Raw genomic sequence first — 17135 nt, forward strand, 5'->3', positions numbered from 1 at the left:
CCGGGTGCGCGGAACGAGGCACGGTATCTCGCGCACGCAAGAAGGCTCGCCCAGGGGCGCGCTAGTCATCGCGGTTCGACTTCTTGCGTGTCCGGTTCAGCGCGGCGAGCGCGCGTCCAGCGGCAGTAGGCCGGCCGGTGTCACCGCCACGATGCGCTCGCCGCTGGCGGGTGGCATGTCATGCAGCCCGGTCAGCGCGCCGAACGCCGGCAACAGGCCGTGACGGGGGCCGAAGCGGAACGCCGGCAGGCGGTGGCTGCGCCAGCCATCCTGCACGCGGATGCCGGGATGCACGTGGCCGGCCAGCACGTAATGGTCCGGCGTTACGTGCGGCTCGTGCGCCAGCGCAAACGGCGCCTCGTGGATCGCTGCGCCCACGCGCTCGAAGCCCAGCGTCGCTGCGTCGAAGTGGCGATCGTGGTTGCCTGCCACCAGCACCATCTGCAGTGCACCGTGCAACTCGCGCCAGCGGCGCACGTCGTCCACCCAGGGCGTGTCGGCCAGCGCTTTGCCGTGTACCAGGTCGCCCAGCACCACCAGCCGCTCCGGGCGGTAGTGCGCGATCAGCCCATCGATGCGCGCCAGGTCCGTCCGCGTCTGGCCGGTGGGCAGGGCCACGCCGGCGCGGCGCAGTACGGCGCCCTTGCCGAAATGCACGTCGGCCAGCAGCAGCAAGCGCATGCGCGGCCAGTACAGCGCGCGCTCGGCATGCAGCTGCAGTCGCTCGCCGGCCACTTCGATCGTGTGCTCCATCGTCATCGGTCGGCAGCCTTTTCCAGCTGCGCGAGCATGCGCTCCACGCGGCTTTTCCAGTCGTCCGCATGCACGCCGCCGCGCAGGCGTTCCACCCACAGCGGAAATGCCAGCGGCGTGAGCCGCGGTGTCTCTACGTAACGCAGCACCCCGCGCGCGGCCTGCAGCAGCGCGTCGCGCAGGCGCGGATAGTCGAGTTGCTGGTCGAGCACGTCGCGCTCGGCCTGCCACAGCAGCGGATGCGCCGGATCGTGCTGGCGCAGCACGTCGAACAGCAGCCCGCTGGATACCTGCAGCTGGCGCAGCGTCTTGTCCTGTCCGGGATAGCCGTTGAACACCAGCCCGGCCACCCGCGCCACCTCGCGAAACTGCCGCCGCGCCAGTTCGGCCAGGTTGACGCTGGCGCGGATGTCCCGACGCAGGCCCCATGGATGCAGCAGTTCGCGCATGGTCTGCGCATCCACCGGCGGCAGCTTGCGCGCGGTGATGGCCAGGCCATAGTCGTTCACCGCGTAGCCGTAGTCGGCCGGAGCGCGCTGCGCGAGGCGGTAGGCGATGACGGCCGCCAGCCCCTCATGCGCGAGGCGGCCGGCAAACGGATAGACGAACAGGTAGTCGCCCTCGCGGGTGTGCGCGCGCTCCACCAGCAGCTCGTTCGCCTGCGGCAGGTGCGATTGCGCGCGCTGGATCGCCAGCAGCGGACGCAGCGCCTTCATTTCCGCCTCGCTCGCGTCGGCGTCGGCGAGCACGCGGCGCAACTCGGCGGACAGCTCGCCGGACAGCGGCAGCCGTCCGCCCATCCAGCGCGGCACGCCGCCCTGGCGATTGCTGGCCTGGCGCACGTAGGCGGTCATGTCGCGTACGCGCACCAGCGCCAGGTGGCGGCCGGCGAACAAAAAGCGGTCGCCCGGTCGCAGTCGCGCAATGAAGCTCTCTTCCACCGCCCCCAGCCGAGCACCCTTGAGGTACCGCACCTGCACGCTGCCATCGGCGGTGATGGTGCCGATCGAGAGCCGGTGCAGCCGCGCCACGCGCCTGCTCTCCACCCGGCAGATGCCGTCCTCGTCGCGCACCAGCTTGTGGTACTCCGGGTAGCCGGCCAGCGCGGTGCCGCCGTGTTCGAGGTAGTGCAGCACCGCGTCGAACTGGGCGCGCGGCAGCTGCGCGTAGGCACGGGTGGTGCCCACTTCCGCGTATGCCTGGTCGACCTGGAATCCGCCACCGAGCGCGCGGGTGAGCAGGTGCTGCGCCAGCACGTCGAGGCAGCCACGCAGCGGATGGCGCGGTTCCAGCTGACCGGCTGCCAGCGCACGTCGCGCCGCGGCAATCTCGGCTAGCTCCAGCAGATGAGTGGGCACGCACAGGATGCTCGATGGCACGCCCGGCGCGTGTCCGCTGCGTCCCGCGCGCTGCAGCAGCCGGGCCACGCCCTTGGGGCTGCCGATCTGGATCACCCGGTCGACGGTGGAGAAATCCACGCCCAGATCCAGGCTGGAGGTGGCCACCACGCAGCGCAGCGCGCCCGTGCGCAGGCCTTCCTCGGTGGCCAGGCGCAGCTTGGGATCGATCGAGCCGTGATGCACGGCCAGCGTCTCGGGCGGCTCGGGCCACACCGCGGCCAGCGCCTCGTGCCACAGCTCGGCCTGCGAGCGCGTGTTGGCGAACACCAGCGCGGTGCGCACCTCCAGCACCGCCTGCACCACGCGGCCGAGCTGGCTCAGGCCCAGATGCCCGGCCCAGGGAAAGCGCTCGCCGGGGCCGGGCAGGGCGGTGTCGATGCGGGTGCGCTTGCGCGCGGCGCTTCCGATCAGCACGCCGTCGTCGCCGGCCAGCGTGTGCATCGCCTCATGCAGATTGCCCAGCGTGGCCGACAGGCCCCACACCCGCAGCTCCGGGCGCAGCGTGCGCAGGCGCGCCAGCCCCAGCTGCAGCAGCGTGCCGCGCTTGTTGGCGATCAGCTCGTGCCACTCGTCCACCACCACGCCGCGCAGGTTGGCAAAGCGGGCGGCGGTATCGGGATAGCTCAGCAGCAGCGCCAGGCTCTCCGGCGTGGTCACCAGCAGCTCGCAGTCGCCGCGTCGCAGACGGGCGCGCTCGACGCTGGAGCTGTCGCCGGTGCGACGCAGCACGCGCCACGGCAGCTCCATCGCCTCCACGGCCGCCGTGAGATGCCCGGTGGTGTCGGTGGCCAGCGAGCGCAGCGGAGTGACCCACAACAGCTGCAGCCCCTTGGCCGGATGCAGCAGGCCGTCGATCAGGGGGCCACCCACCGCGGCCAGCGTCTTGCCGGTGCCGGTGGGCGCGTGGATCAGCCCGCTGCGGCCGTCGCCCCAGGCTTTCCACGCGGCGCGCTGGAACGGCGCGGGCTTGCGGCCCAGCGCGGCGAACCAATCGCGCAGGCGGGCTTCAGCCCGTCGCCAGGCGGCGGAGGTCGTCGAGGTGGTCGGCATCGGCAGGTTGCTTGTCGGTGCGCCAGCGGGCGATGCGCGGAAAGCGCACGGCCACGCCGGATTTGTGGCGGCCAGAGAGCTGCACGGCCTCGAACGCCAGCTCGAACACGTGCACCGGTTCCACCGCACGCACCGGCCCGAAGCGCTCGGTGGTGTGCGCGCGGATCCAGCGATCGAGGCGGGCGATCTCGGCGTCGTCCAGGCCGGAATAAGCCTTGGCCACCGTCACCAGTTCGCCCTCGTGCCAGACGCCGAAGCTGTAGTCGGTGAACAGGCCGGAGCGGCGGCCGTGGCCGGGCTGGGCATAGAGCAGCACGGCATCGATGGTGTGCGGGTCCACCTTCCACTTCCACCAGTCGCCGCGTTTGCGTCCCACGCGATAGGGCGAATCGAGCCGCTTGAGCATCAGGCCTTCGGTCTGCCGTTCGCGCGATCGCGTGCGTTCGGTGGTGAGCGTGTCCCACGCATCGGCCACCAGCGCGGGTGACAGCATCAGCGCCTCATCCGCGGGTGCGAGCAGGTCGGCCAGCAAGCCGCGGCGCTCGTGCAGCGGTCGCTCGCGCAGGTCTTCGCCGGCCCGCTCCATCAGGTCGTAGGCCATGAAGCGCACCGGCGTACCGGCCAGCAGCTTCTGGCCGGGCTTGAGCTTGCCGATGCGCTTTTGCAACGCGGTGAACGGCAGCGGTTTGGCGGTCTGCACGTCCCAGGCCAGCAGCTCGCCGTCGAGCACGCCATCCATCGGCAAGGAGGCGGCAGCCTGCTCGATCTCTGGGAAGCGGCCGTCCAGGCGCTCCTCGCCGCGCGACCACAGCCCGGCGCGGCCGTCGCGCCACATCAGCTGAGCGCGGATGCCGTCCCACTTCCACTCGGTCAGCCAGTCGCGCGGGTCGCCCAGCGCGGCGACATCGCCCTCCAGCGGCGAGGCGAGGAAGAACGGGTAGGGGCGATCGGCCAGGTGCTCGTCCTCGCCCACGGGGGCCGCCAGCGCGGCGAGCGCGGTGGCGGTGGGCTTCCACGTGCCGCTCAGGCGATGCGCGATGAGGTCCGTCGGTTGGCCGGACCACGCCGCCAGCGCCTGCACCACCAGCCGCTGCGACACACCCACGCGTAGCGAGCCGGTGATCAGCTTGTTGAGCAGAAACACCTGCTCCGGACGCAGCGCGCGCCACCAGCTCTGCAGCGTGGCGATGCGCTCGGCGCTGTCCATCTTGGCCAGCGCGGGCAGGCGCTGCTCCAACCACACGTGCAGCGGCACCTCGCCCAGCGAGCCGTCGCCCGGCGAAAGCATCAGCGCGATGGTCTCGGCCAGGTCGCCCACGTGCTGGTAGCTCTCGTCGATCAGCCAGTCGGCGTAGCCGGTAGACGCGGCCAGCGCCTGGCGCAGCTCGGTGGAGGTCGCCAGGCGGCGCAGCTTGCCGCCGCCGAGCACATGCACGGCCCAGGCGGCGTCGGCCGGTGGCGCCTCGCGCAGATACACCGTGATTGCCTCGCGCTTGGCCAGCGTCGAGGCGGTGCGGTCCAGCTCGGCATAGAGCGCGGCGAACCGGCGCATCAGCCGCCGCTCTCGCTATCGCGCTCGCGCAGCAGGCGCAGCGGCTGGGCGTCGTGGCCGAGATCGCGCAGATGGCGGATCAGCGCCTCGCCATCCCCGTGGGTCACGTAGATGCGGCTCGCGCCGCTCTGCTTCACGCTCTGCAGCAGGCCCGGCCAGTCCGCATGGTCGGACACCACGAAGCCGCGGTCGTAGCCGCGCCGCCGACGGCTGCCGCGTATCTGCATCCAGCCCGAGGCAAAGCCGGTGGAGGCCTTGCCGAAGCGTTTCATCCACGGCGAGCCCGCGGCCGACGGTGGCGCCAGGATCAGCTCGCCGGCGAAGTCGCGGCCACGCGCCGACTCGCTCACCGGTTCGGTGGGCACCATGCGCACACCGGCCTCGCGGTACTGCGCTACCAGCTGCAGCATCGCGCCATGCAGGTGCACCGTGCGGTCGACGCGCGCGGCCAGCTCCGCAAGGATGCGCTGCGCCTTGCCAAGCGCGTAGCAGAACAGCACTGCCGGCACCCCACGCCGAGCGCAGTCGTCCCACCAGGCCAACAGATCGTCGATCACGGCATCCATCGGTGGCCAGCGGTACACCGGCAATCCAAACGTGGATTCGGTGACGAATACGTCGCACGGCACCGGCTCGAACGGCACGCAGGTGGGGTCCGGGTCGCGCTTGTAGTCGCCCGACACCACCACCACACGCCCCTCGTATTCCATCCGCACCTGCGCCGAGCCCAGCACGTGGCCGGCCGGATGCAGCGACACCGTCACCGGCCCCATGCGGAATGTGTCGCCGTAGTCGTGCGCGTCGATAGCCGAACCCAAACCCAGCCGCTCGCGCATCAGCCCCAGCCCCGCGGACGCCACGTCGTAATGCCCACTGCCCGAGCGCGCGTGGTCGCCGTGCGCGTGCGTCACCACCGCCCGCGCCACCAGCAGCATCGGGTCGATGAAGAAGTCGCCAGCTGGCACATAAAGGCCTTCCGGACGCGGCTGGAGCAGGGGATCGTTCATGGCCGGCCATCGTAGCCAGCCAATCGTGCAGGAGGAGCAAAAGCAGCGGGCAACGGCCCGCGCAGCGCGTGGCAAAGCGCCGCATCGGCGCGATACAGTCCACGGCTGCGCCGCCGCAATCCGGCCGCCCCCAATGCCGAGCCGCCGTCGACGTGACCGATCCAGCCTCCCGCTCGCTGCTTTACAGCTATCGCCGCTGCCCCTACGCGATGCGCGCCCGCATGGCGCTGCTGCAGGCCGGGCGTCCCTTCGACGCGTTTGAGATCAGCCTGCGCGACAAACCCGCCGCCCTGCTCGCCATCTCGCCCAAAGGCACCGTGCCGGTACTGCAGCTACCGGACGGTGAGGTGCTGGAAGAAAGCTGGGACATCATGTGCTGGGCCTGGTCTGAGCACGACCCGGACGGCTGGTGGAGCAGGGCGCAGACGCCGGAAAATCTCGCGCTGCTTGGCATCAACGATGGCGCATTCAAGCGGCATCTGGATCGGTACAAATATCCGGACCGCTACGCGGGCGAAACCACGCCTCGCGAGGTGCATCGCGCGGAAGCCATGGCCTGCTTGCTCGCTCCGTTGGAGGCACGGCTACAACGGCAGCTGTACCTCAGCGGCGCCACACCCTGCGCCACCGATCTGGCCATCTTCCCGTTCGTGCGTCAGTTCGCGGGCGTTGAGCCAGCTTGGTTTTCCGAGGTAGAGATGCCGACGCTCAAGGCGTGGCTGCAAGGCTGGCTCGACAGCGGCCTCTTCGAACTGTGCATGACCAAGCTCGTGCCGCAGGTGAAGCAGGTATTCCTCTGAAAAGCCGGCTCTGACCCAGTTTCTGCATTTGTCTGGTCGGGATGCGTACGGATGGCAAGACAGTCGGCTCCCGAAGTCGGCGCGATCCGGCCGCCGCACGCCGCAACTTATGGCGTGATCAGGATCGGCGTGCCGGGCGGCACCATCGACCAGATCCGGTCCATGTCGCCATCGCTCACGGCGATGCAGCCGCGGGTCCAGTCAAGGCGCTGGGTGATCGACGCGGCCCAGCCCAGGCCGTTCTTCTGGCCGTGGATCATGATGTCTCCGCCGGGATCCACGCCGTTGCGGCGGGCCTGCGCGCGATCCGCTGCATCCGGATACGACACGTGGATTGCCTTGTAGAACGTGCTGCGCTGGTTCTTCCGGTCGAGCAGGTAATGGCCTTCTGGCGTCCGGCCATCGCCTTGCTGCTGCTTGGCGCCGGTCGGATGCGATCCCAGCGCGACGCGGTAGCTGCCCAGCAGTTGATCGCCGTGATACAGGCTGAGGGTCCGCGTGTGCTTGATCAGGACGACGCGCGTGGCCATCTCGCTGCCCGCGGCGGGCAGCGACGTCAGCATCAGCAGCAGGGCGACGGCAGGGCCCATCTTTTCCAACCCGCGTGGAGGACCGGTCAAGCTTATCCGGGGGCGGGGTCAGGTTCACTTCCGCATGCGCGACAAGTAAATCCGGCCAAGATTGTCTTGCTCGTTGTTTGGGCGGTAAGACGCCAGAAGCATGATCGACTGCGATGGGGGTGGTAGCACCTCGCTGTCCGTATAGTGGCCGGACCCACACAGACAGCGAGGTCGATTCATGACAAGGAAGCCTGCCTTGAACATGCTCATGGCATTCATGCTTTTTCCCGGTCTGGTACGCGCGGCCACTCCGGCATGCGATGCCTCCATTCACGATGGTGAGCAGCCCCGAACCGCCGCATTGAAGGCGCTTGACTGTCAGCTCCAGTCACATCGATTGCTGCTTCTGGGCGAGTTGCATGGCACCGTCGAGTCTCCAGGTCTGCTCGCCGACCTGCTGCGCGGCCAGCCCGCCAAGCGCCCCGTCCGACTGGGGCTCGAATGGCCAGTTGAGCTGCAGTCCAAGGTCGACGCCTACTTTCGTTCGCAGGGCACCGCGGGCGATCGAGCGACCTTCGCCGCCGGGCGCGACTGGGCCTATTACGACGGCCGCATGAGCCAGGCGTGGCTGGCTTTGATTGATACGCTGCGCGATCTGCGTCGCCAGGGAAGGGACGTGCAGGTCTTTACCATGGAGCCCACTTACGGCACGCCGGCCGACGTAGCAGCCGCTGGAGGTCCCGTGCGGGTAAAAGAGGCGGGCATGGCGAAAGCCATTCGCGAACAGTTGAAGCACGCGCCGCCCGGTGCGCTGGTGGCTGCGCTCATGGGCAACTATCACTCGCGTGTCGGCGCTGAGATGCCGGATCGCGAATCGTCAGTGACCTACCGGCTAGCCGCCGATCGCCCGCTGGTTGTATTGCCGCAATCCGGGCATGGCACGTTCTGGGCGATGGTCGGGCCGGCCAGTCGTGCGTCGGTGCAGACGATCAAGGGCGACGAGCCACGTCTTTCCAAGGAAGAGGTCGTCGTGAGAACGCAGCCCTTCGTGCCAGTAGGAACAACCGTCGAGGAGATTACGGTGCCGACGTTCACGGCCTCACCCCATCCCTGATCCCGGATCGAGCGAGAGTACAAACTATCCGCGCCAGTTGGCATGCACGTCCCAGAACGCCGCCGCGCGCCGGTAGGCCTCGCGATCCAGCGGCACGCCGGAGCCGCCTTCTTCCACGCCGAGCGCGTTGCGCAGCATGGTGATCGGCACCATCGGGATTTCCTCCGGTTCCATCGTGTAGAGGCAGCCGACCACGCCCCAGTCGGCGTCGATCGGCTCGCCTTCCTTGGCCAGTTGTTCGCGGCTGTAGAGGATCGGTAGCAGGTAGTTCGCCACCGGCGGTTCGACGCCCTCGAACCAGCGCACCAGCACGGGCAGCTCCTGCTTGGTGCGGGCCTCGTAGGCTGAGCGCAGCAGGTGGCGGTTGGCGTCGGTGATCGGCACGGCCATGCAGCGCGTGGAGGTCCAGTTGCGGTGCACGTGCAGGCGGCAGAACGGCGCGTATCCCTCCAGCACCTTCAGCGGGGCCTCCTCGTTGAGGCGCTGCTCGAAGGCTTCGGGGCCGCAGTCCTGGATCGTGTTGCGGCGGGACTCGCGGGGAAACAGGCGGGCGCGGGCGAACGGGGTGAGGACGATGGACATGGCGGGATCGAACGGAAACGGCCGCCCAGCTTAGCCCGCCTGGCCCAACGCGTCAGGCCTGGGCCGGGGTGATCACTTCCACCGTGACGTGGACCAGCTCCTCGTGCACCGCCAGATGCTCGCGCACCTGCGCCGGCGTCACCGGCTCGTGGCTCACCAGGGCCAGCACGCAGGCGTAGCTGCCGCGGCCCACGCGCCACACGTGCAGGTCACTGATCGCCGCCTGCGGCAGTTGCTCGCGCACCACGTCGCGGACTTCCTCCACCACCGGATGGTGCATCTCGGCATCGAGCAGGATGGCGCCGGACTCGCGCAGCAGCCCGATCGCCCAGCGTGTCACCAGCACCGCGCCGACAATCCCCATCATCGGATCCAGCCATGACGCGCCGAAGAAGCGGCCACCGAGCAGGGCGCCGATCGCCAGCAGCGAGGTGGCAGCGTCGGCGATCACGTGGATGTAGGCCGCGCGCAGGTTGACGTCGTGGTGGCCGTGGCCGCGATGGTTGTGGCCATGCTCGTGGTGGCCATGCTCGTGGTGATGCTCGTGCGAGTGACCGTGACCGTGATCACGCGGCGTATCGCGCAGCAGCCAGGCGCACAGCAGGTTCACCGCCAGACCCAGCACGGCGATCGCGATCGCCTCGTCGTAGTGGATCGGGCTCGGCGAGAACATGCGCTCGACCGACTGCCACAGCATCAGCGCGGCCACCACGCCCAGCAGCAGGGCACTGCTGAAGGCGCCGAGGATCTCGATTTTCCAGGTGCCGAAGGCGAAGCGGCGGTCGTTCGCGTAGCGCCGCGCCAATACATAGGCGCCCAGCGACAAGCCCATCGCCAACGCGTGCGAACTCATGTGCCAGCCGTCGGCGAGCAGGGCCATGGAGTTGAGCGCATAGCCACCCACCACCTCCACCACCATCATCACCAGGGTGATCACCACCACGCGGCGGGTATTACGCTCCGCATGGCGGGTGTCGTGGGTAAACCGGTGGTCGTGCCGGTGGGCGGAAACGTCGATGGTGGTCATGGGCGGGTGTTGGTTGGATACTCCCCCGCAGTATAGGTGCCAGGAGCAGGGCATGTCCCATGTGCAAGGTGATGCGAAGAAGCTGCTGGCGCGGGTGCGCCGCATCGGCGGCCAGCTCGGCTCGGTGGAACGCGCCATCGCCGAGGGCGCCGAATGCGGCGCCGTGCTGCAGCAGCTGGCCGCCGTCCGCGGCGCCGTCAACGGTCTGATCTTCCAGATGATGGAAGGCCATCTGACCGCGCACGTGGGCGGTCAGGACAGTGGCATGCCGGAAGAGGAACTGGCGCCCGTGCTGGCGGTGTTGCGCAGCTACATGAAGTAGCCGCGATCAGGCGACGAATTGCAGCTTCGCCAGCTCCGCGTACAGGCCGCCTTCGGCCAGCAGGCTTTCGTGCGTGCCCTGGGCCACGATGCGGCCGCCGTCCATCACCACGATGCGGTCGGCGCGCTGCACGGTGGCGAGGCGATGGGCGATGACCAGCGTGGTGCGACCTTTCTCCAGCCTCTCCAGCGCCTGCTGGATGGCCGCCTCGGATTGCGCGTCGAGCGCCGAGGTGGCTTCGTCGAGCAGCAGCAGCGGGGCGTCGCGCAGGATCGCGCGGGCGATCGCCACGCGCTGGCGCTGGCCGCCGGAGAGGCGCACGCCGCGCTCGCCCATTTCGGCCTGGTAGCCGTCGTCCAGCGCGCTGATGAACTCGTGCGCCTCGGCCGCCTTGGCCGCTTCGATCACTTCGGCGTCGCTGGCGTCCTGCCGGCCGAAGCGGATGTTGTCCGCCGCGGTGCCGCTGAAGATGATCGTTTCCTGCGGCACCAGCGCGATGGCGCCGCGCAGGTCGGGCAGGGTGAGCGCGCGCAGGTCCACGCCATCGAGGGTGACCGAGCCGGACTGCGGATCGTAGAAGCGCAGCAGCAGCGAGAACACCGTGCTCTTGCCAGCTCCGGAAGGGCCGACCAGCGCGACCGTCTCGCCCGGCTGCACGGCCAGCGAAAAATCTTCCAGCGCCGCCGCGTTGGGGCGCGTGGGGTAGTGGAAGGTGACGTGGTCGAACTGCAGCGCGCCACGCGTGGGCTTGGGCAGCGCCAGCGGTTGGGCGGGTGCGGCGATTTCCGGCTGCTCGGCCAGCAGCTCGCCGATGCGTTCCATGGCGCCGGCCGCGCGCAGCACGTCGCCCCACACTTCGGACAGGCCCGCCACCGAGCCGGCGGCGAACACCGCGTACAGCACGAACTGGCCGAGGATGCCGGCGTCAAGCGTGCCGGTCAGCACGTGGCGCGCACCGGCCCACAGCACCAGCGTGATGGCACCGAACACCAGCACGATCACCGCCATGGTGAGCATCGAGCGCATGCCGATGCGTCGGCGCGCAGTGGCCAGTGCGCGATAGATGGCGGTGGCGTAGCGGGTGCTCTCGATGCCTTCGCGCGCATACGCCTTCACCGCGGTGGAGGCGTTGAGGGTTTCGTTGGCGATGGCCGCCGCGTCGGCGAGGCGATCCTGGCTGGCGCGCGAGAGCTTCTGCACGCGCCGGCCGAACACGAGGATCGGCAGCATCACCGCGGGAATCACCAGCGCGGTGAGCCCAGCCAGCGAGGGCGCGGTCCACACCATCGCCACTGCAGCACCCACCAGCATCACCGCGCTGCGCAGCGCCACCGAGACGCCTGAGCCGACCAGTGCCTGCACCACCTCGGTGTCGGCGCTCAGGCGCGAGGTGAGTTCACCCACGCGGCTCTTTTCGAAGAAGCCGACATCGAGCCGGATCACATGCGCATACAGCGCATCGCGCAGCGAAGCGAGTGCGCGTTCGCTGAGCAAGGTGATGCAGAAATAACGCGCCGCCGTGGCGAAGGCGAGCACCAGCGCCACGCCGAACAGCGCCAGGAAGGTCTCGTTGATCACCGCCAGGCTGGAGTGGCCAAAGCCCTGGTCAATGATGTGGCGGAACGCCATCGGCAGCACCAGCGAGGCGCCGGAAGACATCGCCAGAAACAGCAGCCAGCCCAGCGCCAGCGCCTTGTGTGGCTTGAGGAACGGCCAGAGCTGGCGCAGGGCGCCGATGCGGCGGGCAGGGCGGGGCGTCTCGGCGGTGGCGTCGCTCATGGGATCTCGCTGGCGGCAATGGGAGCGTGGCGCGCGTCGCACCACCGGCAGGAGGTGGGGCGGTTACGCAGCGATTCAATATCCGGGCGACGCGCGAACGGGCCGGAGCGCGCGCGCAAGATGATGCGTCATTCCCCGGCGGCGTAGGACTCGCAGCCCCAGCCGTCGTTGACGCCATCGAACGCTTCGGCGGCCTCGGCCAGCAGCTTCTCGAAGCCGTCGACGTTGGCGTAGGTGAGCTCCATGAAGGGATGCACCAGCACCTGCCACGGCATGTCGTCGCTCTCCTCATAGGCAGAGAACGAGACCTTCTGGTCGTTGCGCAGCAGGTGCACGGCGAACTTCAGCGCGTGGTCCTCGGACGGGAACAGCACGGCGAAATCCACTTCGCGCGGGATCGACAGATCCTCGCCCTGCCCGACCATGTTCCACAGGGCGTCGCCATTGTGGTCATCGGGAAAAGCAGCTGGATCACGGGTCATGGGCGGGTTTCCGTCAGTGGGGGATGGGGGAATCAGTCGGCGCGCCGAACCAGGCTGCGGCCGCGGGTCAGGTCGGTGATGCGGATGAGCGCTTCGTCCACGCGCGCCTGGGGCAATCGCACGACCAGGTCGGCACCTTCGGCGTGAAAGGTCTCGCTGTGCAGTATGGCCTCCAGTTCGGGCAGGCGCGCCTTGAGCAGGGCGAGGTCGGCAAAATCGCACGACAGTGCCAGAGTGGCCATCGGCACGATCGATACGCGCTCGGCCAGGCGCAGGCACTCGGCCGCGGTACCGCCGTAGGCGCGGGCCAGTCCACCGGCGCCAAGCTTGATGCCGCCGTACCAGCGCGTGACCACCACCACGGCGTGGTCTATGCCCTGGCCTTCGATCGCCTGCAGGATCGGCCGGCCGGCGGTGCCGCCCGGTTCGCCGTCGTCGTTGAAGCGGTAGGCCTGGCCGATGCGATACGCCCAGCAGTTGTGCGTGGCCGCCGCATCGCTCACTTCCTGCACGAAGGCCAGCGCTTCCTCGGGTGTATCCACCGGTGCGGCCAGCGCGAGGAAGCGGCTCTTCTTGATGTCCTGTTCGTGCTGACAACGACCCGCCAGCGCCTGCAACGCCTCACTCACGGCGTGGTGTCCAGATGCCGCTGCAGATCCGGCGGCAGCACGGCGTGCGGATGCTCGCGATGGAACGCATCGAGCCGCGCGCGGGCGGCGGTGGTATCGCCGTGCGCATAGAGCAGGCGGATCGCCTGCAGCTCCGCAGCCATCGCCGGCGTCATCGTTTCCTCGGGGGACGCGGCGCGCAGGTTCATCATCATCGACGGCGCGTCGGTGGGCGGGGCGGTGGGAGCCGATTCGGCCTGCGGTGCGGGCGCGGCCTGCATCACCTCGGCGGGCGGCGCCGGCGGTGCGGGTGGCGGGGGCGGTGCCGGCGCTGCGGAGGCTGCTTCGCGCAGGGGAGCGGCGCGGTCTGCCCGTTCCGCCGATGCCGGCGCGGGCGCCTTCGCGACCGGTGTGGCTGACTTCGCAGCGGCGATGCCGTTCGCTGATGTGGCGGAAGGCGACGCGGCGCGGGACTGCGCCTTCAGCGCTGGGCGCGCGTACGCGCGCCGGTCCTCGGCGACGGTTGCCTGGTTCGCGACGGCGGCGGGCTGAGGTGCGGACTCGCGGTGGCGCGCCTGCATCGCGGCGGGCTCGGCGCGCTCCGCGGCCGCATCGGCAAGCTTTCCGGCGGCTTGCAAAGCACGCGCAGCGTCGACATCGGCGCGGGCCGCCGCTGCCGGTGCGGATGCTGGCGAGGCGGTCGGCAGGTCGGCGGGCAGCTTGCGCATATGCCACGCCAGACCCGCGGCGAGCACCAGCGTGGCCGCGGTACCCAGCGCGACCGGCCAACGCCGGCGGGTGTGTCGCTGCGGCGCATCGCTCGCTATAGCCGCGGCGGCGGCGCGCAGCACCGCCGCATCCAGCGCCGGCCCGGGCTCGTGCGACGGCAGGCGATCGTAGAGCGCCTTCAGCTCCGCCTCGCCGGGCAGGTCGTCGTCGTGTGGGGGCAGTGGCGTGGTCATGGGCTCAGTACGTCGCGCAGTTTGGTCATGGCATAGCGCAGGCGGGATTTCACCGTCTCGCGGCCGACGCCGGTGATCTGCGAGATCTCCTCCAGGCTCAGCTCGTGCTCCAGCCGTAGCAGCACGGCGGTGCGTTGATCGTCGGGCAGCTGCTCGATGGCGCGCTGCAGGCCGCGGCGCTGCTCGAAGTCGGACAGCGCGTGCTCGGGTTGTTCGTGCGTGGGTGCCGCGTGGTGGGCCAGCGCGGTTTCCGCTTCGTCGCCATCGGCCAGCGGACGCTTGCGGCGATGGCCGTCGATGATCAGGTGGTGCGCGATCTGCAGCAGCCAGGTGCTGAACTTTGCCTGCGGCTGGTAGCGCGAGCGCGCCGTGATGACGCGGCTCCAGGTGTCCTGGAACACCTCGTCGGCCAGCGATCGGTCGCGCACGCTGCGCAGCACGAAGCGATAGAGCGTGCCCCGATGTTTCGCATACAGCGCCTCGAACGCGGCGAGGTCGCCGCGGGCGTAGGCCAGCATCAGCTGCGCATCGGGGTCGACCGCCACATCCATGGGCGGCGAGGGTACGCGATTTGCCTCGTACGGATAAGGCGCATCCAGAGGGCAGGGAGTCCCGGCCGGCGCGCGGCGATGGGGGAAGGATGCGGGGGCATCCGTCATCGCCGCGGCCGCGCCGGCCGGAGACAGGTCGTGCATGGCGCCAGGTTCAGCGCAGGCCGATGCCGGGTGCGATGGGCATCGGGCCCCCGAGCGGCGGCTTGTCCGCGTTGGCGCTGTGCGTGCTCAGGCCATCGGCGAGGTTCACCAACTGCACGAAACCGGCGCGGTAGCCGTCCGGATCATCGCCACGGGCGTCGCGCGCCAGTGCGGCGATACGCGTGTAGTCGTAGCCATCGAGGTAGCGTCCGCCGCGCAGCGCATCGGCAAACGCGGCCGCCGAGGCGGCAAAGCGCAGCCGCGCGCTGGCCTCACGTGCCGGCATTGCCGCGATCGGCCGCTCGATCAGCGTGCTGGCATCGTGGCCGGGCAGCTTGTAGCGCAGGCGCAGGAAGGCCAATTCGCCGCTGCGATCGGTACGCGCGGCGTGCTTGCCGTAGCGCAGCGGATCGACGCGCGCGGCGTCCGAACCCGCTGGGGTGATCTCGTAGATCGCGGTGACGTTGGCGCCCGCGCCGATGTCGCCGGCGTCCACCGCATCGTTGTTGAAGTCCTCGCGCTTGAGCTGGCGCTTCTCGTAACCGATCAGGCGGTACTCCTTCACCTGCGCCGGGTTGAACTCCACCTGCACCTTCACATCCTTCGCGATGGTGAGCAGCGTGGCAGACAGCTCGTCCACCAGCACGCGCCGCCCCTCCTGCAGGCTGTCGATGTAGTGATGGCTGCCGTTGCCGGCGTCGGCCAGCATCACCGCCATGGCGTCGTTGTAGTTGCCCTCGCCGAAGCCCAGCGTGGTGAGCGCCACACCGCTCTTGCGGTGATCCTCGATCTTGGTCTTCAACGCTTCTTCGCTGACCGTGCCCACGTTGAAGTCGCCGTCGGTGGCGAGGATCACCCGGTTCACGCCGCCCCGGATGAAACCCTGCTCGGCCTGCGCGTAGGCCAGGTCGATGCCGGCGTCGCCGTTGGTGGATCCGCTGGCGCCGAGGCTGTCGATCGCCGCGTCGATGGTGGCGTGCTGGTCGCCCGCGGTGGAGGGCAACGCCACGCCCGCGCTGCCGGCGTAGGTGACGATGGCCACGCGATCCTGCTTGCGCAGCCGGGTCACCAGTTGCTTGAGCGAGGCCTTGAGCAGGGGCAGCTTGTCCGGCTCGTCCATCGAGCCGGAGGTATCGATGAGGAACACCAGGTTGGCGGCGGGTATCGCGCTGGCCGGCACCCGATAGCCCTGCACGCCGATCAGCAGCAACTCGCGCCCCGGGTTCCACGGCGCCGGCGCCAGCTCGGTGGTGACGCTGAAAGGCTGCGCGCGATCGGCCGGCGGTGCGTAGCCGTAGTCGAAGTAGTTGATGAACTCTTCCGCACGCACCGCATCGGCCGGCGGCAGCTGGCCGGCTTCCAGCATGCGTCGCACGTTGGTGTACGAGCCGGTGTCCACGTCCAGCCCGAAGGTGGAGACGGGCTGCTCGCTGGCCAGCTGCACCGGGTTGCTGTGGCGATGGGTGTAATGCTCGGTGTTCACGGCGCCGGGCCACGGCTGGGCCATCGGCGCGGCGAGCATCGGCATTGGCGCCGCGTTACGGGAGACCTTCATCGCGCCGGCGAGCCTGGCCTCGGCGAGGATTGCTGTGGGAGGCGCCGGCGGCAGCGACCGGGCGACCTGTGGAGCGACGGTGGTGACGCGGCGCGCGGCGGCGTCGCGCGCGCCGGTCTCCACCTTCGACGGCGCCAATGTTGGCGTGTCGGCGGATTCATCACTGGCCGGACGGGACAGGCCGCAGCCGACCAACGCTACGGCGAGGGCAACGGGCAGAGCGCGCAGCAATAGCGTTTGGGCGGACATCGGGCAGCCTCCTCAAGGTGGGTGTGGAGGTTGAAACGGTGCCGCTGGATAAACGGGGTTACGGACGCGCCGGAAGCGGCGCGGTAGCATGCGCGTTCCCCTTTACGCATCGACCGCCGCCATGCTGCACAACGACACCCTGCGCGCCATCCGCTACATGCTCGACCTCGGCGACGCCAAGGTGGTGGAGATCGTCAAGCTGGCCGACCCGGCCTACCTGCTGGAAAAGGAAGACGTGCAAGCGATGCTGCTGCGCGAGGACGACCCGGGTTACCAGACCTGCAGCAACACCATGCTGGCGCGCTTTCTCGACGGGCTGGTGATCTTCCGCCGCGGCCGCGACGAGAGCCGTCCGCCGCGTCCGCCGGAAAAGCGCATCACCAACAACATCGTGCTGAAAAAGCTGCGCGTCGCGTTCGAGCTGAAGGACGTGGACATGCACGAGATCTTCGCCGCCGCCGGGCTGCCGGTATCCAAGCCGGAGCTGAGCGCGCTGTTCCGCCAGCCCGAGCACAAGAACTACCGTGAGTGCGGCGACCAGCTGCTGCGCAACTTCCTCAAGGGCCTGACCCTGCGACTGCGTGGCGCAGGCTGAACCGGCGCGGCGGACGCTGTGCGAAGATCCCGCGTCCGCTGAA

General features: G+C 69.5%; 17 protein-coding genes. 4 read left to right on the forward strand and 13 right to left on the reverse strand.

The annotated features are described in order from the left end of the window. Window positions 1-96: 96 nt before the first annotated feature. Genes pdeM through ACQVBX_RS04965 form a run of 4 tightly spaced genes read right to left on the reverse strand, consistent with a single transcriptional unit; the run spans window position 97 to window position 5762 of the window. Complete coding sequence (pdeM, locus tag ACQVBX_RS04950) at window positions 97-759, reverse strand: ligase-associated DNA damage response endonuclease PdeM (RefSeq protein WP_431636809.1); 663 nt, start codon at window positions 757-759, stop codon at window positions 97-99. Continuing rightward, window positions 756-3203, reverse strand: a complete 2448-nt coding sequence (locus ACQVBX_RS04955; protein WP_431636810.1) for a ligase-associated DNA damage response DEXH box helicase — start codon at window positions 3201-3203, stop codon at window positions 756-758. Before ACQVBX_RS04955 ends, pdeM begins: the two co-directional genes overlap by 4 nt. Continuing rightward, the gene (locus ACQVBX_RS04960) at window positions 3160-4755 is read right to left on the reverse strand and encodes an ATP-dependent DNA ligase (RefSeq protein WP_431636812.1); all 1596 of its coding nucleotides are present in this window, start codon (window positions 4753-4755) and stop codon (window positions 3160-3162) included. The genes ACQVBX_RS04955 and ACQVBX_RS04960 overlap by 44 nt, the downstream gene beginning before the upstream one ends. Next, a complete protein-coding gene (locus ACQVBX_RS04965) occupies window positions 4755-5762 on the reverse strand; it encodes a ligase-associated DNA damage response exonuclease (protein ID WP_431636813.1) in 1008 nt (335 codons plus the stop codon). Before ACQVBX_RS04965 ends, ACQVBX_RS04960 begins: the two co-directional genes overlap by 1 nt. Before the next feature lie 68 nt (window positions 5763-5830). On the opposite strand from ACQVBX_RS04965, the gene ACQVBX_RS04970 reads away from it, so the two are divergent. Next, window positions 5831-6562 carry a glutathione S-transferase gene (locus ACQVBX_RS04970; protein ID WP_431636815.1) on the forward strand — a complete coding sequence of 244 codons (732 nt, stop codon included), beginning with the start codon at window positions 5831-5833 and terminating at the stop codon, window positions 6560-6562. A 107-nt stretch (window positions 6563-6669) separates the two neighbouring features. Here ACQVBX_RS04970 and ACQVBX_RS04975 read toward each other — a convergent pair whose 3' ends face one another. Continuing rightward, window positions 6670-7125, reverse strand: coding sequence for a L,D-transpeptidase family protein (locus tag ACQVBX_RS04975; protein ID WP_431636817.1), 456 nt, complete (start codon window positions 7123-7125; stop codon window positions 6670-6672). A 253-nt stretch (window positions 7126-7378) separates the two neighbouring features. On the opposite strand from ACQVBX_RS04975, the gene ACQVBX_RS04980 reads away from it, so the two are divergent. Beyond that, entirely contained in the window at window positions 7379-8236 is an 858-nt protein-coding gene (locus ACQVBX_RS04980) for a hypothetical protein (protein ID WP_431636819.1), read from the forward strand. Window positions 8237-8260: 24 nt separating this feature from the next. Here ACQVBX_RS04980 and ACQVBX_RS04985 read toward each other — a convergent pair whose 3' ends face one another. Together ACQVBX_RS04985 and dmeF are read right to left on the reverse strand one after the other, a co-directional pair. Further along, window positions 8261-8818 carry a DUF3228 family protein gene (locus ACQVBX_RS04985; protein WP_431636821.1) on the reverse strand — a complete coding sequence of 186 codons (558 nt, stop codon included), beginning with the start codon at window positions 8816-8818 and terminating at the stop codon, window positions 8261-8263. Between the two features lie 52 nt (window positions 8819-8870). Next, window positions 8871-9845 (reverse strand): CDF family Co(II)/Ni(II) efflux transporter DmeF, encoded by a 975-nt coding sequence (gene dmeF, locus ACQVBX_RS04990; RefSeq protein ID WP_431636823.1) that lies wholly within the window; start codon window positions 9843-9845, stop codon window positions 8871-8873. Window positions 9846-9897: 52 nt separating this feature from the next. On the opposite strand from dmeF, the gene ACQVBX_RS04995 reads away from it, so the two are divergent. After that, window positions 9898-10167, forward strand: a complete 270-nt coding sequence (locus ACQVBX_RS04995) for a metal/formaldehyde-sensitive transcriptional repressor (RefSeq protein WP_253567181.1) — start codon at window positions 9898-9900, stop codon at window positions 10165-10167. A gap of 6 nt (window positions 10168-10173) precedes the next feature. Here ACQVBX_RS04995 and ACQVBX_RS05000 read toward each other — a convergent pair whose 3' ends face one another. The 6 genes from ACQVBX_RS05000 to ACQVBX_RS05025 all read right to left on the reverse strand — a co-directional run bounded on the left by ACQVBX_RS05000 (window position 10174) and on the right by ACQVBX_RS05025 (window position 16497). Next, window positions 10174-11946 (reverse strand): ABC transporter transmembrane domain-containing protein, encoded by a 1773-nt coding sequence (locus tag ACQVBX_RS05000; protein WP_431636826.1) that lies wholly within the window; start codon window positions 11944-11946, stop codon window positions 10174-10176. A 128-nt stretch (window positions 11947-12074) separates the two neighbouring features. Then, window positions 12075-12428 (reverse strand): ribonuclease E inhibitor RraB, encoded by a 354-nt coding sequence (locus ACQVBX_RS05005; RefSeq protein ID WP_431636828.1) that lies wholly within the window; start codon window positions 12426-12428, stop codon window positions 12075-12077. Window positions 12429-12460: 32 nt separating this feature from the next. Continuing rightward, window positions 12461-13057: an IMPACT family protein gene (locus tag ACQVBX_RS05010; RefSeq protein ID WP_431636831.1), complete on the reverse strand. Its 597-nt coding sequence runs from the start codon at window positions 13055-13057 to the stop codon at window positions 12461-12463. Beyond that, on the reverse strand, window positions 13054-13998 hold the full coding sequence (locus ACQVBX_RS05015; protein ID WP_431636833.1) for a hypothetical protein: 945 nt from the start codon (window positions 13996-13998) through the stop codon (window positions 13054-13056). The genes ACQVBX_RS05010 and ACQVBX_RS05015 overlap by 4 nt, the downstream gene beginning before the upstream one ends. Continuing rightward, window positions 13995-14549, reverse strand: a complete 555-nt coding sequence (locus tag ACQVBX_RS05020) for an RNA polymerase sigma factor (RefSeq protein WP_431638113.1) — start codon at window positions 14547-14549, stop codon at window positions 13995-13997. Before ACQVBX_RS05020 ends, ACQVBX_RS05015 begins: the two co-directional genes overlap by 4 nt. Before the next feature lie 154 nt (window positions 14550-14703). Further along, window positions 14704-16497 carry a vWA domain-containing protein gene (locus ACQVBX_RS05025; protein WP_431636835.1) on the reverse strand — a complete coding sequence of 598 codons (1794 nt, stop codon included), beginning with the start codon at window positions 16495-16497 and terminating at the stop codon, window positions 14704-14706. Window positions 16498-16618: 121 nt separating this feature from the next. Between ACQVBX_RS05025 and ACQVBX_RS05030 the strand changes: the two genes are divergently transcribed. After that, complete coding sequence (locus ACQVBX_RS05030; RefSeq protein WP_431638114.1) at window positions 16619-17092, forward strand: DUF1456 family protein; 474 nt, start codon at window positions 16619-16621, stop codon at window positions 17090-17092. The last annotated feature ends 43 nt before the right edge of the window (window positions 17093-17135 follow it).

Source organism: Dyella thailandensis (assembly GCF_050749815.1).
In the GTDB taxonomy this organism is placed as follows: domain Bacteria; phylum Pseudomonadota; class Gammaproteobacteria; order Xanthomonadales; family Rhodanobacteraceae; genus Dyella_A.